We start from the raw sequence: 20,523 nt of genomic DNA, 5'->3' as shown, positions 1-20,523 counted from the left end.
ACCACTGGAAACGACCATGTCCTACCGCCCCGACGCTGCCCAGCTGTTGAACGCCCTCGAGAACGTGATGGTGATCTCCACCACCGACCTGAAGGGCAACATCACCTATGCCAACGACCTGTTCTGCACCCTCACCGGCTTCAAGCGCGAAGAGCTGATCGGCCAGCCGCACAGCATGGTCCGCCACCCGGACGTGCCCAAGGCGGTCTACAAGGACATGTGGGACACCATCAAGGCCGGCAAGACCTGGACCGGGATCGTGCCGAACCTGGGCAAGGGCGGTGTTTTGTATGTGGTCGACACCACCGTGCAGCCGCTGTTCGACGAGGCCGGGCAGATCACTTCCTACATCAGCATCCGCCGCGTGGTGAACGACCTGATGGGCAACTTCGAAGCGGTGGAGTTCAGCAAGGAGAAGTTCGACGAGTTCTACGAGGCCGCGTGAACGCCCCGGCCCCCATCCAACGCGTGCTGGTGGGCTACGGCTCCGAATCCGGCAACGCCCGCGCCCTGGCCCACCGCCTGGGCGCGTTCCCGGCCCTGCAGGCGCACGCGCCGCAGGTGCTGCCCTTCAACGAGATCGACGTGGCCCGCCTGGGCGCCGGCGATGTGCTGCTGGCCCTGTCCAGCTCGTTCGGCGACGGCGAACCGCCGGCCAATGGTGAGCACTTCGCCGAAGCGCTGCGGCTCGCCCCTGCCCTGCCCGGCCTGCGCTATGCGGTGTTCGGGCTCGGCGACACCGGCTACCCGCGCTTCTGCGGGTTCACCAAGGCGCTGGACTCGCTGCTCGGCGAACGCCAGGCGCACCCGATCATGAACCGGGTCGACGCCGACGCCTGTTACGAAACCTTCTTCGAACGCTGGGCCCCGGTGCTGGGCAGCGTGCTCAACGGCGAGCCCGAGGCCGGCCGCGACCTGCACCTGCAGGTCACCGCGTATGGCGAGGACAATGCGTTCAACGCGCCGGTCATCGAACGGCGCCGACTGAGCGGCAGCTGCCCTGCGGCATGGCATGTCACCCTGGACCTGCGCGGCAGCGGCATCGTCTACCGTGCCGGCGACACCCTGCATGTGCTGGCGCCGAACGACCCTGCGCTGCTGGATGCGCTGGCGGCGTGGTACGGCGACCCGCAGGCGGCCGAGCTGCTGCGCCACAAGGAACTGCGTCTGCTCAACAAAACCGTGCTGCGTGAACTGGCCCGGCTGGGTGGCAGCGACGGGTTGAAGGGCCTGCTCAAGGTCAGCCAGCGCCAAGCACTGGAAAGCTACCTTCATGGCAGCGACCTGCTCGATGTGCTGCAGGACCATGCCACGCCGGAAAGCGTTCCGCTGGCGCGGCTGGCCGAACTGCTGTCGCCGTGCCTGCCCCGCGCCTATTCCATCGCCTCCGCGTTCGGTGACACGGTCAGCCTGTGCATCCGCGAGGTCGCCTACGTGCATCGCGGTCGGGAGCGTCGCGGAACCGCCACCGGCTGGCTGCTGGCGTCCAACCTGGGCGTTCGCATCTATTGCCGCTCCAACCCAGGCTTCCACCTGCCGACTGAACCGGACGCACCGTTGCTGCTGATTGGCACCGGCACCGGTATCGCGCCGCTGATGGGGCTGGTGCATGAGCTGCAGGCCAGCGGCAGCCGCCGCGAGGTGCACCTGCTGTTTGGCGAGAAGCACCGCGCGCACGACTTCCTGTACCAGGAGGAGCTGGAGCAGTGGCACGACGAAGGTCGATTGACCACGCTGCGCACTGCATTCTCACGCGACGGCGCCAGCAAGTTCTACGTACAACACGCGCTGGCCGAACACGCCGACCCGATCCGCCAGCTGCTGGCGCGCGGCGCGCACCTGTACCTGTGCGGCAACAAACAACACCTGGAAGGCGCCATCCAGCAGGCCGTCAATGCGCTGTACCCCGAGGGTGCGGTCGATGCGAGCACCTGGTCCGCGCTGCAGGCCCAACAGCGCCTGCACTGCGAACTGTACTGAGATCCACAGCGCCCCGCCTCAGGGGCGTTTGACCTTCCCGTCCGCCAGTTCCACCACCTGCTGGCCGAACATCGCCACATCCGCCGGGTCGTGGCTGATCAGCAGCAGCGGCACGTCGGTGGCATCCAGCACCTCCTGCAGTTCCTCCCGGAGGTGCGCGCGCAGGTCATGGTCGAGCGCGGCGAACGGCTCGTCCAGCAGCAGGGCCTGCGGACGCGTCACCAGTGCACGGGCCAACGCGGTGCGCTGGCGCTGCCCACCGGAGAGCTGCGCCGGGTGCATCTGTGCCAGGTGCTCGATGCGAAGCGCCGCCATCCAGCGTTCTACCTCGGGATCCTGTTCACGACGCGAAGGATTGAGCCAGCCGCGGCGCAGCCCGAACGCAATGTTCTGGCGCACGGTCAGGTGCGGAAACAGCGCGTAGTCCTGGAAGAGGTAGCCGAGCCGCCGTTGCTGTGGCGGCAGGTGCACGCCCTGCCCGGCATCGAACAGGGTTGCCCCATCCAGCCGCACATGGCCGGCCTCCGGCCGCAACAGCCCCGCGATGGCCTTCAGGGTCAGGCTCTTGCCCGCGCCCGACGGTCCGAACAGCACCACCTGGCGTTGCGTGCACTGCAACTGCACGTCCAGATCGAACTGCTGGCCCGGGGCGCTGAAACGGCGACGGATGTCGAGGTCAAGCCACATCGCGCGCCTCCTGCCGGCGTCCCACCAGCCGCGCGGCGGCGAGCAGGATCACGATGCATACCACCGAGGTCAGGATCACCAGCCCGTTGGCCTTGCTGTCCTGCCCGGCCTGCACTGCTTCGTAGATCGCAATCGACAGCGTCTGGGTGCGCCCCGGAATGCTGCCCGCCACCATCAACGTGGCACCGAATTCGCCCATCGAACGCGCGAACGCGAGCAGCAGCCCGGCCAGGATCCCGCGCCATGCCAGTGGCAGGCTGACCCGCAGGAACAGCGCGAATTCGGACACGCCCAGGGTGCGCGCGGCCTGCTCCAGCTGCCCGTCCACCGCTTCGAAGGCGGCGCGTGCGGGCTTGAACACCAGTGGCAGCGACGCTACTGCCGCAGCGATCACCGCCGCCTGCCAGGTAAACACCAGGTTGATCCCAAACGTGGACTGCAACCAGGCACCGAGCGGGCCGTTGCGGCCGATCACCACCAGCAGGTAATAGCCCAGCACGGTCGGCGGCAGCACCATCGGCAGGGTCAGCAGCGTGTCCAGCAGCTCACGCCCGGGGAAGCGGCGGCGCGCCAGCAGCGCGCCCAGCGCCACGCCCACCACCAGATTGATCGCCGTGGCCCAGCCGGCCACCTTCAGCGACAACCACAACGCGGTCCAGTCCAACGCCATGAATCAGGGCGCGCCGAAACCGTGCTTCTTCAGGATCGCCAGGCCCTGCGGCGAGCGCACGAAGGCCACGAAGCGCTTCGCCTCGGCCGCGTTCGCGCTGTCCTTGATGACCGCCAGCGGATAGGTGATCGGCGTTTTCAGCGGTACCGCGAAGGCCTGCCGCACCCGGTCGCCTCCTGCGCGCACGTCGCTGGAGTAAACAAAGCCCGCATCCACCTCGCCACGCGCCACGTAGTCAAGCGACTGGCGTACGTTCTGGGTGGAAATGGTCTTGGCCTTCATCGCCTCCCACAGCCCGGCCTCCTGCAACGCCGTCTGCGCGTAGCGACCCACCGGCACGCTGTCCGGATTGCCGATCGCCACGCGCTTCACATCGGCCCCACCCAGTGCCGCCAGCGAGGTCGGCGCAGTGCGCGCGTCCTTTGGCACGACCACCACCAGCTGGTTGCTGGCGAACAGCTGCCGGGTATCGGCGGCCAGCAGGTTCTGCTGCGCGGCCTGGTCCATGGTTTTTGTGTCCGCAGTGGCCAACACGTCCACCGGCGCGCCGCGCGCAACCTGCTGCAGCAGCACCCCGGAGGCGGCGAAGTTCAGGTCGACCTTGGTCCCGGGGTGCGCGCTTTCGTACGCACTGGCGATGTCACGGAAACTCTCGGTCAGGCTCGATGCGGCCGAGACCGTGAGCCCGGCCGCGCCAGCCGGCAGCGCCGTCGCCAACACCGCCAGGCACAGCAGTCCACGTAGCGTACGAATCATGTTGCGGTCCTTGGGTCAGTGGAGTCGGTGTCGCCGGCCGCGGCCATCGCCGCCAGCCGTTCGGGTTGCAGCAGCAGGATTTCGCGCTGGTTGACCGCGATCACGCCGTCGTCGGCCAGCCGGCGCAGCACGCGGCTCGCGGTTTCCGGCGCCATGCGCAGGTAGTTGGCAATCTCGGTGCGGGCCATGGTCAGGTTGAAGCGCACCGCCGAAAATCCGCGCCGCGCGTAGCGTTCGGACATGTCGATCAGGAACGCGGCCATGCGCTCTTCGGTGCGGTGGTTGGCGGCCAACAGCGCCACCTTGCCGATCTCGGCGCTGAGCAGGCTGAACAACTTGGCCTGCAGGCCCGGCATGCGGCTGGCCAGCTGGCTCATCTTCGGGAACGAAATGCGGCACAGGTGCACGGTGTCCAGTGCCACCGCATTGCAGGGATAGCGCGCACCGTGGATGGCGTTGAGCCCGATCACTTCGCCGGGCAGGCTGAAGCCCAGCACCTGCTCGCTGCCCTGGCTGTCATCCACGAAGGTCTTGACCATGCCGGCGCGTACCGCCGCGATCGCATCGAACGGTTCACCGGCACGGAAGATGTAGTCGCCGGCGTGGAACGGGCCCACGTGGTCGACCAGCACATGCAGCTCGTTCAGCGCCGTCTTGTCGTAGCCCTGCGACGTGCATGCATCGGAAAACGCACAGGTGCTGCAGAAATGCAGCGCATCGCCATCGTCGGCCGCGGCCGGGTTCGGGGTGGAACGGCCGGACCGGCCCTGGGTAAGCATTGAAGACGTCATCATTCCTGGATCGGGGCCCGCATCGCGGCGGGTCGGAAGCACGCTGCGATGATACGCCAGAGCAGCATGCCCTCCGCGCGAAGGCGCAGCACCGGGCCGTCCCAGTACGCCCAGCCCTGGGCCAGGCACGGGCCCAGCTGCGCTCGCGCGTCTTCGAAGGCGTCGTCCAGGGTGCAGCCGTGGCTCCACTCGAAATCGGCCGCATCCAGTGCATGGTCGCAGGCGATGCGCTGCACGGCATCGTTGGCCAGCGCTTCCTGGTCGGACAGGATCAGTCCGGCCACCACCCCGGCATGGCCGGCATCCATCCGCGCCTGCCAGCGCGCCGGATCCTCGTCCAGCCGGCACAGCACCTCGCCGACCTGGCTGCAGGCACCGGCGCCGATGCCGATGAAGTCGGTTCGTTCGCGGCGCGGCACGCCGACCACGTCGCAGTACCGGTAGGTATCGCGCAGGGTGGTCGGCGGTGCGCGTTCGGGGTGCTGGTAATGGTCGCCGCCGATGGGCACGTAGCCGGCCGCCACCAGGTGCTGCCACGCCTGGTACCACGTGGCCGCGCACGGGTCGGCCGGCATCGCGCACGGCGCCGGCAGCAGGATCCGCGCCGGGCCCAGCGCGATGGCCTGCTGCAGGCGGTGCAGGTACTGCGCATCGTCGCGTGCGGGCATCCGCAGCTGGTAATAGCAGGCAGTGAAAGCGGCCGTCTGACCACGCGCCAGCAGGCCGGGCCCGTCCGCACCGGGGCGGTCGATCACGGTCAGCCGGGTGCAGCCCACTGCGCGCAGCTGCAGCGGGTCGCAGCCACTGCCCGCATCCACCCGCACCTCCACCTGTGGCCGCGCTACCGTGCGGAAGTGGGTGGGCACGGCTTCCAGCAGCTGCGCGATCTGCGTGGGCGCCAGGCATTCGGCCAGGCCCAGCTGCAGCACCAGCGCCACCACTTCGCGGTCGTCGGCGACAAGCGCCGACTGCACGCGCAGCCCGTCCAGCAGCGCCTGCAGGTAGGCGGCGGCGTCCACCGCGCCGCGTGCGGTCTGGAACCCCAGGGTCAGCGAACGCGGAATCAGGTGCTCGTTGCTGGCCAGCAATGCACCGCGCCACGCCTTTTCGCCGAAGCCGCTGCTGAACTCCAGCGCGCCGGGGAACAGCACGTGCACCGGCTGCCGCAGCAGGCAGCCGGGCAGTTGCTCGGTGTCGCCCGGCACGGTCTCAGCGACCAGCACGACGGTCTGCCGCAGCGGCGTCGATGGCCTCGGGCAGATCGGTCTGGCTGTCGATCTGCGGGAAGCTGCGGCGTTCCATGCGCCGTATCGCGAAGTGCATCCAGCCCAGTGCGGCGGCCACCACCAGGAACAGCAGCATGAAGCAGCTACTCCATATCCCGATCACATCGTTCAGCGCGCCGAACACGATGGGCAGGATGAAACCGCCCAGCCCGCCGATCATGCCCACTACTCCGCCGACCGCACCCACATGGTTTGGGTAGTACACCGGAATGTGCTTGTACACCGCTGCCTTGCCCAGCGACATGAAAAAGCCCAGCACGAACACCAGCACGGTGAACATCACCAGCCCGATCGCCAGGTGGAAGCGGATCTCGCCGTGGATGCCCTGCACCACGTACACCGTGTCCGGGTAGGCCAGCAGGAAGGTGCAGATGGCCGAGACGCCGAAGGTCCAGTACATCACCCGGCGCGCGCCGTAGCGGTCGCTCAACCAGCCGCCCACCACGCGGAACAGGCTGGCCGGGATCGAGTAGCACGCCGCCACCATGCCGGCATGCGCCACGTCCATGCCGTAGGCGCCCACCAGGTAGTGCGGCAGCCACAAGGCGAGCGCCACGAAGCCACCGAACACGAAGAAGTAGTACAGCGCAAAGCGCCACACCTGCAGGTTCTTCAGCGGCGCCATCTGTTCGACGAACGGCACCGGCTTCACCCCGTCACGGCGGCGCTGCTCCAGCGAAGGATCTTCCTTGGTGAACAGGTAGAACAGCACGGCGGTCACCGCCAGCGCCACCGCCCACACCTTGGCCACCATCATCCAACCCGACGCCACCATCACCAGCGGTGCCAGCAGCTTGGTCACCGCCGCGCCGATGTTGCCGGCGCCGAAGATGCCCAATGCGGTGCCCTGCTTGCTGGCGGGGAAGAACTTGGACACATAGGCCACGCCGACCGAGAAGTTGCCGCCGGCGATACCCACGCACAGCGCGGCGATCAAAAACTGGGTGTAGGTGGTGGCATGGGTCAGCATCCAGGTGGCGACCGCGCCGCACAGCATCACCAGCACCATCACCTTGCGCCCGCCGAACTGGTCCGACCAGATCCCCAGGAACACCCGGCTCAGCGAGCCGGTCAGCACCGGGGTGGCGATCAGCAGGCCGAACTGGGTGTCATTGAGCCCCAGGTCCTTGCTGATCTGGATGCCGATGATGGAGAAAATCATCCACACCGCGAAGCACACGGTGAAGGCGAAGGTGCTGATCCACAGGGCGCGCTGCTGCTCGCCGTGACTGACACTCAGGGAGGGGGTATTCATGCGTCGGCCTGCGCCTCGATCTCATCCAGCCCGCGTACCGGGTAGCGTTCCTGCAGCGACAGCAGGTAGGCCTGCACCTCGCGCTGGCGCACCTGCAGTTCCAGGTAGTCGCGGATCTGCGCGTGCACGGCCTCGAAATCCTGCGCCGCGCCGGCTTGCAGCTCGTCCACCACCACCACATGGTGGCCCCAGCGCGATTCCACCGGGAACCCCGCCATGCCCTGGCGCAGGCGGAACACCTGGCGGTCGAACTCGGGCGTGGTCTGGCCGCGCTGCAGCCAGCCCAGGTCGCCGCCCTGGTCCTTGGAAGGACAGGCCGAGAACCGCAGCGCCAGGTCGGCGAACAGGTGCGGCTGTTCGCGCAGTTCGGCAATCAGCTTCTCGCCCTGGCTCTGCGCCTTCAGGCGTCCCGCCACGTCGTCGGCCGGCGCCGCCAGCAGGATGTGCCGCAGCTTGATCCGGTCCGGCGCGCGGAAGCGTTCGCGGTTCTGCTCGAAATAGCGGCGGCAGGCGTCTTCATCCGGGGCACGCTCGCCCACCTCGGTTTCCAGCAGCTGTTCGATCAGGCGCTCTTCGTCGATCACGTCGTCGCCCTCGTCCGCGCCCGCCAGCCCCAGGCGCTCGACTTCCAGCCGCAGCAGCTCGCGCACCACCAGCGCACGGGCCGCATCGGCGCGCGACTGCTCCGGCCGCAGGGCGCGATGGAACTGCATCTCGCGGGCGATCTCGGCCTCGCTGATCGCGGTGTCGGCCACGAACAGCCGGCACGGCGCCGGCTGCCCGAACGAACGCGGCCCCTCCCCCGCCGGGTCGGCGTGGTGGTGCGCGGCCTCGGCCGGCACCGGCTGGGCGGTGTCGATCATGGTGATCGGCAGGATTCTCGGCAGCGTGCCCATCGCTTACTCCCTCGGTCCGTAACGCAGCGTGGCCTGGCGGCGGCGCACCACCTGGTAGGGCCGCCACAGGTAGCTCAGCGGAATGCTCCAGACGTGCACCAGGCGGGTGAACGGCGCGATCAGGAACAGGGTCAGGCCCAGGAAGATGTGCATCTTGTAGACCCAGCTGACGTCGGTGATGAAGTCGGCGGCACCGGCGCGGAAGGTCACGATGTGCTGCGCCCATTCGGCCAGCATGATCATCACCCCGCCATCCATGTGGCCGGACGAGATGCGGATGCTGTACATGCCCAGGCACAGCTGGGCGAACAGCAGCACCAGCACCAGCACGTCGCCGAAGCTGCCGGTGGCGCGCACCCGCGGGTTGAACAGCCGCCGGACCAGCAGGATGCTGATGCCCACGAAGCACAGCGCGCCGAAGAAGCCGCCCACCACCATCGCCAGCAACTGCTTCTGCGAGGAGGTGATGAAATGCTCGTACAGCCAGTGGGGGGTCAGCAGGCCGACCAGATGGCCGCCCAGGATCGCCAGGATGCCGATATGGAAGCAGTTGCTGCCGATCCGCATGCCACGGTCGGACAGCATCTGGCTCGAGCCGGTGCGCCAGGTGTACATCGACTTGTCGAAGCGCGCCCAGCTGCCGATCAGGAACACCGCGATAGCGATGTACGGGTAGAACTGGAAGGCGAATTGATGCAGATAGTGGTTCATGGCTGGACCTCTCGGTTCACAGGGCGGGCCGGCGACCGGTGTGGGGGATCGCATTCCTGCGAGGGCGCGTCGGTGCCGAAGCGCACCGCCTCCTCTTCCCACAGCTGGTCCATCGCGGCCACGGTGTCGTCGCGGACTTCCTCACTGGCGCGCTGGCGCATCACGTCCAGGTTGACCTTGCCGTCGCCGGCTTCCACCAGGATCTCGAACAGCAGCGCATGCGGCGGCTCGCGTTCGCCGGCACGTGCGGCCAGCATGCCGGCGATGTGGCCGATGTGGTGCAGCCAGTCGCGCGCCTCGGCCTGCGGGCGCTGGGCCAGGTACTCCAGCAGCAGCGGCAGGTAGTCCGGCAACTCCTTGGCATCCAGCTCGAAGCCGTTGCGGCGGTAGGCGTCGATCAGGTCGACCATGGCCTGCCCGCGGTCGCGCGATTCGCCGTGGATGTGCTCGAAGATCAGCAGGCTCATCGCCCGGCCGCGGTCGAAGGTGGCCAGCCAGCGGTCCTGTGCCTCCAGCGGGTCGAGGGCGAGCAGGTCCTGCACGAAGGCTCGCAGCTGCGCTCGGCGGCCCCGCGACAGCGCCGGGTCATCGGTGGCGTCCAGCAGCTCCCCACCGTGCTGCCACAGTTCGTCGCGGGGGTAATCCAGCAGCACCCCGATCAGTTTGAGCAGGCTCATTCGACCACCTCATGCTTCTGCTGGCGGTTCGGATGCACGGTGAACGTGGTCGTCTTGCGCTGGCTGAACAGGTCGGCCGGGCTGTCGCCGTTGCAGCCGTTGCCGAAGGTGAAGCCGCAGCCGCCGCGTTCGCCGAACGCATCGTTGGCGTATTCGCGGTGCGCGGTGGGAATCACGAAACGGTCTTCGTAGTTGGCGATGGCCAGGTAGCGATACATCTCCTCCACCTGCGCCACGCTCAGCCCCACTTGTTCCAGCACGGCGGTGTCTTCCACCCCGTCCACGTTGATGCCACGGCGCCAGGCGCGCATCGCCATCAGCCGTTCCAGCGCCCGTACCACCGGCGCTTCGTCACCGGCCGAGAGCATGTTGGCCAGGTAGCGCACCGGAATGCGCAGCGAAGCCACATCCGGCAGTTCGCCGTTCATGCCCACATGGCCGCGCTCGGCCGCCGACTGGATCGGCGACAGCGGCGGCACGTACCAGACCATCGGCAGCGTGCGGTACTCCGGGTGCAGCGGCAGGGCCAGCTTCCAGTCGATCGCCAGCTTGTACACCGGCGAGATCTTCGCCGACTCCAGCCAGCTGTCCGGAATGCCTTCGGCCCGCGCCGCCGCGATCACCGCCGGGTCTTCCGGATTCAGGAAGATGTCCAGATGCGACTGGTACAGGTCTTTCTCGGCCGGCACCGAGGCCGCCTCGGCAATACGGTCGGCGTCGTACAGCATCACGCCCAGGTAGCGGATCCGGCCCACGCAGGTTTCCGAGCACACCGTGGGTTCGCCCATTTCGATGCGCGGGTAGCAGAAGATGCACTTCTCCGACTTGCCGCTCTTCCAGTTGTAGTAGATCTTCTTGTACGGGCAGGCCGACACGCACATGCGCCAGCCACGGCACTTGTCCTGGTCGATCAGCACGATGCCGTCCTCCTCGCGCTTGTAGATCGCGCCCGAGGGGCACGCCGACACGCACGCCGGGTTGAGGCAGTGCTCGCACAGGCGCGGCAGGTACATCATGAAGGTCTTCTCGAAGGCGCCGTAGATCTCCTTCTGCACCTTGTCGAAGTTGTAGTCGCGGGCGCGCTTGGAGAACTCCGAACCCAGGATCTCTTCCCAGTTCGGCCCCCACTCGATCTTCTGCATGCGCTGCCCGGTGATCAGCGAGCGCGGCCGTGCGGTCGGCTGGTGCTGGCTGTCGCCGGCGTCGTGCAGATGCTGGTAGTCGAAGTCGAACGGTTCATAGTAGTCGTCGATCTGCGGCAGGTCCGGGTTGGCGAAGATCTTGGCCAGCATCCGCCAGCGGCCGCCGGCGCGCGGCACCAGCTTGCCGCTGCGGTTGCGTACCCAGCCGCCGTTCCACTTTTCCTGGTTTTCCCATTCCTTGGGGTAGCCGATGCCCGGCTTGGTTTCCACGTTGTTGAACCAGGCGTATTCCACGCCTTCGCGTGAGGTCCAGACGTTCTTGCAGGTGATCGAGCAGGTGTGGCAGCCGATGCACTTGTCCAGGTTGAGGACCATCGCAATCTGTGCGCGAACTTTCATTATGCGACCTCCTGCTGTTCGGTAGGCTCGGCTTCGCCGTCCAACCAATCGATCTTCTTCATCTTGCGCACGATCACGAATTCATCGCGGTTGGTGCCGCAGGTGCCGTAGTAGTTGAACCCGTAGGACAGCTGCGCGTAGCCGCCGATCATGTGGGTGGGCTTGAGCACGATGCGGGTTACCGAGTTGTGGATGCCGCCGCGGGTGCCGGTGATCTCCGAACCCGGCACGTTGATGATCCGTTCCTGGGCGTGGTACATCATCGCCATGCCGGGCTTCACGCGCTGGCTGACCACCGCACGTGCCGCGATCGCGCCGTTGACGTTGAACAGCTCGATCCAGTCGTTGTCGACAATCCCGCCTTCGCGCGCGTCGTCCTCGCTGATCCACACGATCGGACCACCACGCGACAGCGTCTGCATGATCAGGTTGTCGCTGTAGGTGCTGTGGATGCCCCACTTCTGGTGCGGGGTGATCCAGTTCAGCACCAGCTCCTTGTTGCCGTTGCCGCGCTGGTTCAACAGCGGTTCCACCGTGCGCGTGTTGATCGGCGGTCGGTAGCCCATGAAGGCCTCGCCGAAGTCGATCATCCACTCGTGGTCCTGGTAGAACTGCTGGCGGCCGGTGACCGTGCGCCAGGGAATCAGCTCGTGCACATTGGTGTAGCCGGCGTTGTAGCTCACATGGTCGTCTTCCAGCCCGGACCAGATCGGCGAGGAGATGATCTTGCGCGGCTGCGCCTGGATGTCACGGAAGCGGATCGCCTCGTGTTCCTTGCCCTCGGCCAGGTGGGTATGCTCGCGCCCGGTGAAGGTACCCAGCGATTCCCAGGCCTTCACCGCCACGTGGCCGTTGGTTTCCGGGGCCAGGTGCAGGATCACTTCGCAGGCGTCGATGGCCGAGGAAATCGCCGGCCGCCCCTTGCTGATGCCCTCCTCGTGTACGGTATGGTTGAGCTTGCCCAGGAAGTCCACTTCGTCGCGGGTATCCCAGCTCATGCCCTTGCCACCGTTGCCCAGCTTGTCCAGCAGCGGGCCCAGCGAGGTGAACTTGCGGTACAGGTTCGGGTAATCGCGCTCGACCACCACCATCGACGGCATGGTCTTGCCTGGAATGGCCTCGCACTCGCCCTTCTTCCAGTCCGAGACCCCGAACGGCATCGCCAGTTCATTGGGGGTGTCGTGCAGGGTCGGCACCAGCACCAGGTCCTTTTCAACCCCGAGCACGCCCGGGGCCATGTCGCTCAGCGTGCGCGCCACGCCCTTGAAGATTTCCCAGTCGCTGCGCGATTCCCACGCCGGATCCACCGCCTTGGACAGCGGGTGGATGAACGGGTGCATGTCCGAGGTGTTGAGGTCGTCCTTCTCGTACCAGGTGGCGGTCGGCAGCACGATGTCCGAGTACAGCGCGGTGGTGCACATGCGGAAGTCGAGCGTGACCAGCAGGTCCAGCTTGCCTTCCGGCGCTTCGTCGCGCCACTTCACTTCCTCCGGCTTGATCGCCCCGGCCTCGCCCAGGTCCTTGCCCTGCAGGCCGTGCTTGGTGCCCAGCAGATGCCGCAGCATGTACTCGTGGCCCTTGCCGGACGAACCGAGCAGGTTCGAGCGCCAGATGAACATCATGCGCGGGTGGTTCTGGCGCGCGTCCGGGTCGGCGAAGGCGAAGTCCAGGCTGTGGTCCTTGAACTTGCCCAGCGCGTAGTCGGCCGGTGCCACGCCGGCCTGTTCGGCTTCGCGGGTCAGCTGCAGCGGGTTGCGGTCCAGCTGCGGCGTGCACGGCAGCCAGCCCATGCGCACCGCGCGCAGGTTGAGGTCGGCCAGGCTGCCGCTGTACTTCGAGGCGTCGGCCAGCGGCGACAGCAGTTCGTTCACCTGCAGCTTTTCGTAGCGCCATTGCCCGGTGTTGAAATAGAAGAACGAGGTGCCGTTCATGTGGCGCGGCGGGCGGCTCCAGTCCAGCCCGAACGCCAGCGGCTGCCAGCCGGTCTGCGGGCGCAGCTTTTCCTGGCCCACGTAATGCGCCCAGCCACCCCCGGTCTGGCCCACGCAGCCGCACATGACCAGCATGTTGATCAGGCCGCGGTAGTTCATGTCGTTGTGGAACCAGTGGTTCATGCCGGCGCCGACGATGATCATGCTGCGGCCACGGGTCTTGTCGGCGGTGCGCGCGAACTCGCGGGCGATCTCGACCACGTCCGCGCGCGGCACCCCGGTGATCCGTTCCTGCCAGGCCGGTGTCCCCGGCACATCCTGGTCATACGAGGTGGCCACGTTGGCGCCACCGAAGCCCCGATCCACGCCGTACTGCGCAAGCAGCAGGTCGTACACGGTCGCCACCAGCGCCTCGCCGTCATCTTCCAGCGCCATGCGCCGGACCGGAATGTTGCGCTCCAGTACCTCGTCCACCGGCGCGGCGGTCCAGCGTTCGTTCTCCACCCCACCGAAGTACGGGAAGCTCACCGCTTCGATCGCGTCGTGGTCACCGGCCAGGCTCAGCCGCAGGCGGGTCGCCGAGCCGTCGCTGGCCTTCTCCTCGATGTTCCACTTGCCCTGCTCGCCCCAGCGGAAACCCACCGAGCCGTTCGGAATGGTGATCGCGTTGCTGGCTTCATCAATGGCCAGCACCTTCCATTCCGGGTTGTTGGCCTCGCCCAGCCCGCCCAGGTCGCTGGCACGCAGGAAGCGGCCTGGCACCAGCCGGCCGTCCTCGCGGCGCTCCAGCCGCACCAGCATCGGCATGTCCGAGTACTGGCGGCAATAGTCCTGGAAGTACTGCGACGGCTTGTCCACATGGAACTCGCGCAGGATCACATGGCCGAACGCGAACGCCAGGGCCGCGTCGGTGCCCTGCTTGGGGTGCAGCCAGTGGTCAGTGAGCTTGGACAGCTCCGAATAGTCCGGGCAGATCGCCACGGTCTTGGTGCCGTTGTAGCGCGCCTCGGTGAAGAAGTGCGCGTCGGGCGTGCGCGTCTGCGGCACGTTCGAGCCCCAGGCGATGATGTAGCGGCTGTTGTACCAGTCGGCCGATTCGGGCACGTCGGTCTGCTCGCCCCACACCTGCGGCGAGGCCGGCGGCAGGTCGCAGTACCAGTCGTAGAACGAGAGGCAGGCGCCGCCGAGCAGCGAGAGATAGCGCGCACCGGCGGCGTAGGACACCATCGACATCGCCGGGATCGGCGAGAAGCCCACCACCCGGTCTGGACCGTACTGCTTCACCGTGTACAGGTTGGAGGCGGCGATGATCTCGTTGGCCTCGTCCCACTGCAGCCGCACGAAGCCGCCCATGCCACGCCGGGTCTTGTATTCGCGAGCCTTGGCCGGGTCTTCCACGATGCTGGCCCAGGCATCCACCGGGCTCAAGGTCTTCCGCGCCTCGCGCCACAACCGCACAAGCGCGCCACGGATCAGCGGGTACTTCAGCCGGTTGGCGCTGTACAGGTACCAGGAGTAGCTGGCGCCACGCGGGCAGCCACGCGGTTCATGGTTGGGCAGGTCCGGTCGGGTACGCGGATAGTCGGTCTGCTGGGTTTCCCAGGTGACCAGCCCGTTCTTCACGTAGATCTTCCAGCTGCATGAGCCGGTGCAGTTCACGCCGTGGGTGGAGCGCACGATCTTGTCGTACTGCCAGCGCGAGCGGTAGCTGTTCTCCCACTCGCGGCTTTCGGTCTTGGTGAAGCCATGGCCGTCGGCAAATGGCTGGGCGTCCCGCTTGAAGAACTGCAGGCGATCAAGAAAGTAACTCATGGTGAATCTCCCTCGGCATATTCTTTGGCATCGTGGCTGGGTAAAGCAGTGGCTGCGGTGCGGAGGTTTTCAGCAGGGCGTTTCAGCGCCGCGCCGGTAGTACCACCACCAGGTCACGGCCAGGCAGGTAACGTAGAAGGCAATGAATCCATACAGGGCCAGGCTCGGACCCCCGGTCAGGCTGATCGAGGTGCCGTAGCTCTTGGGAATGAAGAAGCCGCCATAGGCACCAATGGCGCCGGAGAAGCCGACCACCGCGGCCGATTCGATGCTGGCCTGGTGCGCGGCGGCCTTCTTGCCGGCCGCATCGGCGGTGGCGGACAACCGCTCATGCAGGGTGCGGAAGATCACCGGGATCATCCGGAAGGTGGTGCCGTTGCCGATGCCGCTGAGCACGAACAGCGCCATGAACGAAACCAGGAAGCCGTAGAAGTTGCCGCCCTGCCCGTCCTGCGGCAGGAAGTGCAGCACCCCGGCCACCGCGGCGATCATCAGCGCGAACACCCAGAAGGTCAGCCGCGCACCGCCCCAGCGGTCGGCCATGCTGCCGCCCACCGAGCGCATCAGCGCGCCCAGCAGCGGGCCGATGAAGGCGTAGGTCATCGGGTTGACCGCCGGGAACTGGCTCTTGACCAGCATCGGGAACCCGGCCGAGAAGCCGATGTACGAACCGAACGTGCCGATGTACAGCCAGCACATCAGCCAGTTGTGCTTGCGCCGGAAGATCACCGCCTGTTCGGCGAACGAAGAACGCGAGGTGGTCAGGTCGTTCATGCCGAACCACGCCGCCACTGCCACCACGGCGATGGCCGGTACCCAGATGAACCCGGCGTTCTGCAGAAACAGCGGCGCACCGCCGTCGGCCGCCGGCTGCGGCGCCCCGCCCAGCGCACCGAACACGCCAACGCTGATCACCAGCGGAATCACCAGCTGCGCCACCGAAACGCCCACGTTGCCCAGCCCGGCATTCATGCCCAGCGCGAAACCCTGGCGCTGCTTGGGGTAGAAGAACGAAATGTTGGACATCGACGACGAGAAGTTGGCCCCGCCGAAGCCGCACAGGATCGCGATGGCCACGAACACCCAGTAGGGCGTGTTCGGGTTTTGCACCGCGTAGCCCAGCCACAGCGTGGGCAGCAGCAGCGAGGCGGTGGACAGCGCGGTCCAACGCCGCCCGCCCACCAGCGGAATCACGAACGAGTAGAAGATGCGCAGGGTCGCGCCGGACAGGCTGGGCAGCGCCACCAGCCAGAACAGCTGGTCGGTGCTGAAGCTGAACCCGATCTTCGGCAGGCTGATCGACACGGCGGAGAACAGCATCCACACCGCGAACGCCAGCAGCAGTGCCGGCACCGAGATCACCAGGTTGCGCGTGGCCACCCGATGGCCTGTCGCCGCCCAGTAGGCGGGATCTTCGGGTTGCCAGTCGCTGATCACGCGACTGTCCTTTCGGTTGTGTACCACTTCGCTACCGGCTGTCATGCAGGGCTCCTGGCTGTGGAGTGACGACGGGCGTTGTGTGTGCGGGTTCGGGGTCATGCGACCATTTGACCGGTCGGACGTCGTAGACGGGTTGATCGAAATCAATCGCCCCGCCCCGATCCCACCTCACCTGACATAGATCAAGTCGGGGCGGCCTCCGGGGTACGGCGTCGCACCGCGCCGCGCTGGCGCACGCTGTCGCGGACATCGACGTCGAACTGGAGTTTCAGCAATTCGTGGCCGTGCGCGAGCGCGAAGGACAGGCCGTCGCGGCACGGCAGGCGGTCGCTGTAGGCGCGGATCAACCCCTCCGGCAGCAGGATGCGCGGGGTGTTGCCTTCGTAGACCAGTGCGGCCGCGTCCTGTTCGCCGAGTGCGACCAGCAGCGCCCACGGCGGCGCAGTGCCGAACCGGGTCAGGTTGCCCAGCGTGTCGCCCGCCAGCAACCGGGCCAACTCGTCCTCGTCCAGGCGGATGCGTACCGATTGGTGCTGCAGCTGCACTTTCATGCGACCAGCTCCTTGAACTGTTCAGGGGTATTGCAGTTGCTGAGGCGTCCAGCCGCGTCCTCAAGCGCGGGCAGTTCCACCGTACCGAGCGTCTGTTGCAGAACGCGCAGCGAGCGCGGACCGTCCGCGTCGGCCAGCAGCTTCGCGAGCGTTGCACGCGTGCGCGCATCGATGCGCAGCCGCATCGGCAGTGGCTGTCCGGCAAAGATCGCGCAGGCCGCCGCCGGCGCATCGCGCAACCGGTGCAGCAGCGCCACGTCCAGGCGAGGCATGTCAACCGGCACCACCCAGGCAGTGCTGTCGGGCAAGGTCTGCACCACGCTGTACAGGCCGCCGAGCGGACCTTGCCCCGGGATGACATCCACCACGCCATCGAAGTCAGGATAAGCCCCGCTCACCACCACCCGATGTGCACCGGCCTCACCCAGCAACGCCCGCATGTGCGTCAGCAGGCTGCCTTCCTTCCAGGGCAGCATGGCCTTGTCGCGGCCCATGCGCCGCGACTGGCCGCCGGCCAGTACGATCCCGGCGAGCGCAGCGTCAGTGCGTGGCGCGCTCATGCGCGTGTTCCGGATGGCACAGCGAGCACCCCTCGCTCCACACGCTGTCGCCGTCCTCGTAGTGTTCCTGTTTCCAGATCGGGGAACGGTGCTTGACCGCCTCGATCAAGGCCCGGCAGGCGCGGAACGCCTCGTCGCGGTGCGGGCTGCCGGCAGCAACCACCACCGCGACCTCGCCCACCGCCAACCGGCCCTTGGCATGCCCGACATACAGCTTCAGGCGCGGCCCGAACTCGGCCTCCACTTCGGCCGCGAGCTGCTGGAACGTGTTCAGCACCAGCGGCACGAACAGGTCGTAGCTGATGCCCTGCACGGCCCGCCCGTGGTTGAGGTCGCGGACCTTGCCGATGAAGATGTCGATGCCGCCGAAGCCGGGATCGGAGACGAACTCGATGGCCTCGACCGGATCCAGCGCGGCGTCGCTGCGCTCCACCACTTTCAATTGCTGTCGCGCGTGCATGCTCATCCCCCGCTCACCGGCGGCAGCACCGCCACCCGCCCGTCGCCTGGCAGCGGTTCGCTGTCGCGCAGCACCCGCTGCTCATCGGCAAACGCCGAATAGGCCAGCAGCCCACTGCGAAACGAAGGCCAACGCTGCGTCAGTTGTTCGTGCAGCGCCCTGCGCAGGTCGGCGACCGAATCGCCGTCCACCTCCACCTCCAGCACCCGCTCGGGCACCAGCTCGGAGAACGCACCAAACAGCTGTACCTGGATCATGTTCATGACACCTCCATCGCGGCCAGGCGCACCGGATCGCGGTGCCCCCAACCCTGTACCTGCACCGGCGTACCCGCCCGCGCGATCTCGTCATCATTGATGTCCAGCACCACCCAGGCATTGGCCTGCAGCATGGACATCAACCGGAAGGATTCCTGCCCGGCCAGCACCCGTGCCGACAGCTGCCCGTCCGCCCCCAGCTCGACCCGCGCACGCGCATGGAAGCGCAGCCCGGGCGGCTTGCGTACATCGGCGCGCAACGGCAGCTGCAGCGTGGTTTCAGCCGGCATACCGAGCAGCCGGCGCAGCACCGGCTCCACGAAGAAGCGCTGGCCGACAGCAGCGGACACCGGGTTGCCCGGCAGCCCGAAATACAGCGCGCCGTCCGGCAACCGCGCGAACAGCAGCGGCTTGCCCGGGCGGATCGCCACCTTGTGGAAATGAATGGTCGCCCCACGCGCGCGCAGCGCCTCGGGAATGAAGTCGTAGCGCCCCTGCGATACCGCGCCGGTGCTGAGCACCAGCTGCGCCCCGGCGTCCAGCGCGCTTTGCAGCGCCGCATTGAACGCGTCCACATCGTCGCCGACCACGCCCTGCCAGACCACGGCGGCACCGGCGGCCTGCAGCCGACCGACCAGGTACGGCCGGTTGCTGTCACGGATCTGCCCGACCTCCAGCGCCTGCGCTGCATCGCTGACCAGCTCCTTGCCCGTGGCGATCACCGCAACGCGAGGCTGCGCACGCACCTCCACCTCGCCCACGCCGGTGGCGTGCAGCAGGGTGCAGGCGTTCAACGCCAGCGTGCTGCCCGCTTCCAGCAGGACTTCACCGGTCTGCACGTCCTGCCCACGCAGGCGCACGTGCTGGCCCGGCGTCACGTCCTTCAGCAGTTCGATCCGCTGCGGGCGCCCGTCGCTCGAGGCCACGATGCGCACCTGTTCGACCGGAATCACGCTGTCCAGTCCGTCCGGCATGCGCGCACCGGTCATGATTTCCCAGGCGCCCTGCCCGCCTTCGCTGGCGGCGTCACCGGCCGCTAGCCAGCCCTGCACCTCCAGCTCGGTACCGGCGGCCATCGGCGCGCCGTTACAGCGCAGCGCGAAGCCGTCCATCGCCGAATTGTCGAACGGCGGCAGGCACTGCGGACTGCTCACTTCGCGCGCCAGCACGCGCCCGGCGGCCTGTTCAAGCGGCACGGTTTCGACCGGCAGCGCGGTGGCGCAGGCCAGCATGCGTTGCAGCGCGTCGGCGTACTCGATCATCGGTGATCTCCACCGTCGACCATCGCCAGCGCATGGCCCAGCACCGGCGCCAGGATGTCGAGGCACTGCGTGGCCGCACGCGGGCTGCCCGGCAGCGCGAACACCAGCATCTGGCCCAGCTGCACCACTTCGGCACGGCTCAACCACGCCAGCGGGGTGTGCTGCGCGCTCAGGCTGCGCACCATCTGCGCCAGGCCATCCACGCGGCGACCGCCGACCGAGAGCAATGCTTCCGGGGTCAGGTCGCGCGGACCCAGCCCGGTTCCGCCAGTGCACAGGCACAGCCGCACCCCGGAAATTTCCAGCGCCTGCAACCGGCGCGCCAGCGGCTGCACGCCATCCGGCAGCACTTCGGCCACGGTCACGTGGCCGCCCAGTGCCTGCAACCCGTCGACCAGGCGCGGGCCGGAACGGTCCTCATAGGTGCCATCGCTGGCACGGTCGCTCAAGGTAATCACCGCACACGACACACCCTGCAGCTGGCGCGGCGGACGCGGCTGGTAACGCTCACGCTCGGCGTCGTCCATGCCCTTGGGGTGGATCCACAGCCCGCGCTTGCCGCCTTCCTTGAACAGCAGCCGCACCGCGCCGATCTCCAGCGCCGGCTCCACCGGCTTGCTCAGGTCGTACAGGGTCAGCAGTGCGGCGTTCACGCCCGCCAGTGCTTCCATCTCCACCCCGGTGCGCGCTTCGCTGGCGCATTCGCACCAGACCCGGATCGCCTGCCGCTCCGGCACCGGCGCGCAGTGCACGCGCACCAGTTCCAGCGGCAGCGGGTGGCACAGCGGCATCAGCGCCGAGGCCATCTTCGCGCCCTGCAGCCCGGCCACTTCAGCCATCACCAGCGCATCGCCCTTGGGCAGGCGGCGCTCGACGATCAACGGGTAGGCCACCGGCCCGGCCAGCAGTTCGCCCACGGCGACGGCGCGCCGCCGGGTAACGCGCTTGTCGCGCACATCGGCCATATGAAACGCTGCGGACATCTCGCCACTCATGTAGT

Annotated in this window: 20 protein-coding genes; 2 read left to right on the top strand and 18 right to left on the bottom strand. The window is 67.5% G+C overall.

Translation table 11 applies throughout. The features are described 5' to 3' along the window. Positions 1–16 precede the first annotated feature (16 nt). A complete protein-coding gene (locus HGB51_RS01215) occupies positions 17–445 on the top strand; it encodes a PAS domain-containing protein (RefSeq protein WP_070206115.1) in 429 nt (142 codons plus the stop codon). Further along, positions 442–1,980, top strand: a complete 1,539-nt coding sequence (locus HGB51_RS01210; protein WP_171966706.1) for a flavodoxin domain-containing protein — start codon at positions 442–444, stop codon at positions 1,978–1,980. Before HGB51_RS01215 ends, HGB51_RS01210 begins: the two co-directional genes overlap by 4 nt. An 18-nt stretch (positions 1,981–1,998) precedes the next feature. On the opposite strand, the gene HGB51_RS01205 is transcribed toward HGB51_RS01210, so the two are convergent. The 18 genes from HGB51_RS01205 to moaCB form a co-directional block, all read right to left on the bottom strand. Further along, a complete protein-coding gene (locus HGB51_RS01205) occupies positions 1,999–2,667 on the bottom strand; it encodes a sulfate/molybdate ABC transporter ATP-binding protein (protein ID WP_070208121.1) in 669 nt (222 codons plus the stop codon). Beyond that, entirely contained in the window at positions 2,657–3,337 is a 681-nt protein-coding gene (gene modB / locus HGB51_RS01200; protein WP_070208122.1) for a molybdate ABC transporter permease subunit, read from the bottom strand. The genes HGB51_RS01205 and modB overlap by 11 nt, the downstream gene beginning before the upstream one ends. A 3-nt stretch (positions 3,338–3,340) precedes the next feature. Further along, complete coding sequence (gene modA, locus HGB51_RS01195) at positions 3,341–4,093, bottom strand: molybdate ABC transporter substrate-binding protein (RefSeq protein ID WP_070208123.1); 753 nt, start codon at positions 4,091–4,093, stop codon at positions 3,341–3,343. Beyond that, positions 4,090–4,884, bottom strand: a complete 795-nt coding sequence (locus HGB51_RS01190; protein ID WP_070208124.1) for a cyclic nucleotide-binding domain-containing protein — start codon at positions 4,882–4,884, stop codon at positions 4,090–4,092. The genes modA and HGB51_RS01190 overlap by 4 nt, the downstream gene beginning before the upstream one ends. Then, on the bottom strand, positions 4,884–6,107 hold the full coding sequence (locus tag HGB51_RS01185; protein ID WP_256123609.1) for an oxygen-independent coproporphyrinogen III oxidase: 1,224 nt from the start codon (positions 6,105–6,107) through the stop codon (positions 4,884–4,886). The genes HGB51_RS01190 and HGB51_RS01185 overlap by 1 nt, the downstream gene beginning before the upstream one ends. Further along, a complete protein-coding gene (locus HGB51_RS01180; RefSeq protein WP_070208125.1) occupies positions 6,094–7,425 on the bottom strand; it encodes an MFS transporter in 1,332 nt (443 codons plus the stop codon). Before HGB51_RS01180 ends, HGB51_RS01185 begins: the two co-directional genes overlap by 14 nt. Continuing rightward, positions 7,422–8,321 (bottom strand): peptidylprolyl isomerase, encoded by a 900-nt coding sequence (locus tag HGB51_RS01175; RefSeq protein ID WP_070208126.1) that lies wholly within the window; start codon positions 8,319–8,321, stop codon positions 7,422–7,424. Before HGB51_RS01175 ends, HGB51_RS01180 begins: the two co-directional genes overlap by 4 nt. A gap of 3 nt (positions 8,322–8,324) precedes the next feature. Then, positions 8,325–9,032 (bottom strand): respiratory nitrate reductase subunit gamma, encoded by a 708-nt coding sequence (gene narI / locus HGB51_RS01170; RefSeq protein ID WP_070208127.1) that lies wholly within the window; start codon positions 9,030–9,032, stop codon positions 8,325–8,327. Beyond that, positions 9,029–9,709, bottom strand: a complete 681-nt coding sequence (narJ, locus tag HGB51_RS01165; protein ID WP_070208128.1) for a nitrate reductase molybdenum cofactor assembly chaperone — start codon at positions 9,707–9,709, stop codon at positions 9,029–9,031. Before narJ ends, narI begins: the two co-directional genes overlap by 4 nt. After that, a complete protein-coding gene (gene narH / locus HGB51_RS01160) occupies positions 9,706–11,250 on the bottom strand; it encodes a nitrate reductase subunit beta (protein ID WP_070208129.1) in 1,545 nt (514 codons plus the stop codon). Before narH ends, narJ begins: the two co-directional genes overlap by 4 nt. Next, the gene (locus HGB51_RS01155) at positions 11,250–14,993 is read right to left on the bottom strand and encodes a nitrate reductase subunit alpha (protein ID WP_070208130.1); all 3,744 of its coding nucleotides are present in this window, start codon (positions 14,991–14,993) and stop codon (positions 11,250–11,252) included. The genes narH and HGB51_RS01155 overlap by 1 nt, the downstream gene beginning before the upstream one ends. Positions 14,994–15,062: 69 nt before the next feature. Beyond that, on the bottom strand, positions 15,063–16,475 hold the full coding sequence (locus HGB51_RS01150; RefSeq protein ID WP_070208131.1) for a NarK family nitrate/nitrite MFS transporter: 1,413 nt from the start codon (positions 16,473–16,475) through the stop codon (positions 15,063–15,065). A gap of 140 nt (positions 16,476–16,615) precedes the next feature. Continuing rightward, positions 16,616–16,984 (bottom strand): hypothetical protein, encoded by a 369-nt coding sequence (locus HGB51_RS01145; protein ID WP_070208132.1) that lies wholly within the window; start codon positions 16,982–16,984, stop codon positions 16,616–16,618. After that, positions 16,981–17,544: a molybdenum cofactor guanylyltransferase gene (gene mobA, locus HGB51_RS01140; protein WP_070208133.1), complete on the bottom strand. Its 564-nt coding sequence runs from the start codon at positions 17,542–17,544 to the stop codon at positions 16,981–16,983. Before mobA ends, HGB51_RS01145 begins: the two co-directional genes overlap by 4 nt. Continuing rightward, a complete protein-coding gene (locus tag HGB51_RS01135) occupies positions 17,525–18,004 on the bottom strand; it encodes a molybdenum cofactor biosynthesis protein MoaE (RefSeq protein ID WP_070208134.1) in 480 nt (159 codons plus the stop codon). Before HGB51_RS01135 ends, mobA begins: the two co-directional genes overlap by 20 nt. A gap of 2 nt (positions 18,005–18,006) precedes the next feature. Further along, positions 18,007–18,267: a MoaD/ThiS family protein gene (locus tag HGB51_RS01130; protein WP_070208135.1), complete on the bottom strand. Its 261-nt coding sequence runs from the start codon at positions 18,265–18,267 to the stop codon at positions 18,007–18,009. Further along, positions 18,264–19,523 carry a molybdopterin molybdotransferase MoeA gene (locus HGB51_RS01125; protein ID WP_070208136.1) on the bottom strand — a complete coding sequence of 420 codons (1,260 nt, stop codon included), beginning with the start codon at positions 19,521–19,523 and terminating at the stop codon, positions 18,264–18,266. Before HGB51_RS01125 ends, HGB51_RS01130 begins: the two co-directional genes overlap by 4 nt. Next, complete coding sequence (moaCB, locus tag HGB51_RS01120) at positions 19,520–20,518, bottom strand: bifunctional molybdenum cofactor biosynthesis protein MoaC/MoaB (protein WP_070208137.1); 999 nt, start codon at positions 20,516–20,518, stop codon at positions 19,520–19,522. The genes HGB51_RS01125 and moaCB overlap by 4 nt, the downstream gene beginning before the upstream one ends. Positions 20,519–20,523 lie beyond the last annotated feature (5 nt).

Source organism: Stenotrophomonas bentonitica, assembly GCF_013185915.1.
Taxonomy (GTDB): Bacteria; Pseudomonadota; Gammaproteobacteria; order Xanthomonadales; family Xanthomonadaceae; genus Stenotrophomonas; species Stenotrophomonas bentonitica.
Note: the sequence above shows the minus strand (reverse complement) of the source record. Positions and strands in the feature narration are given on the sequence as shown.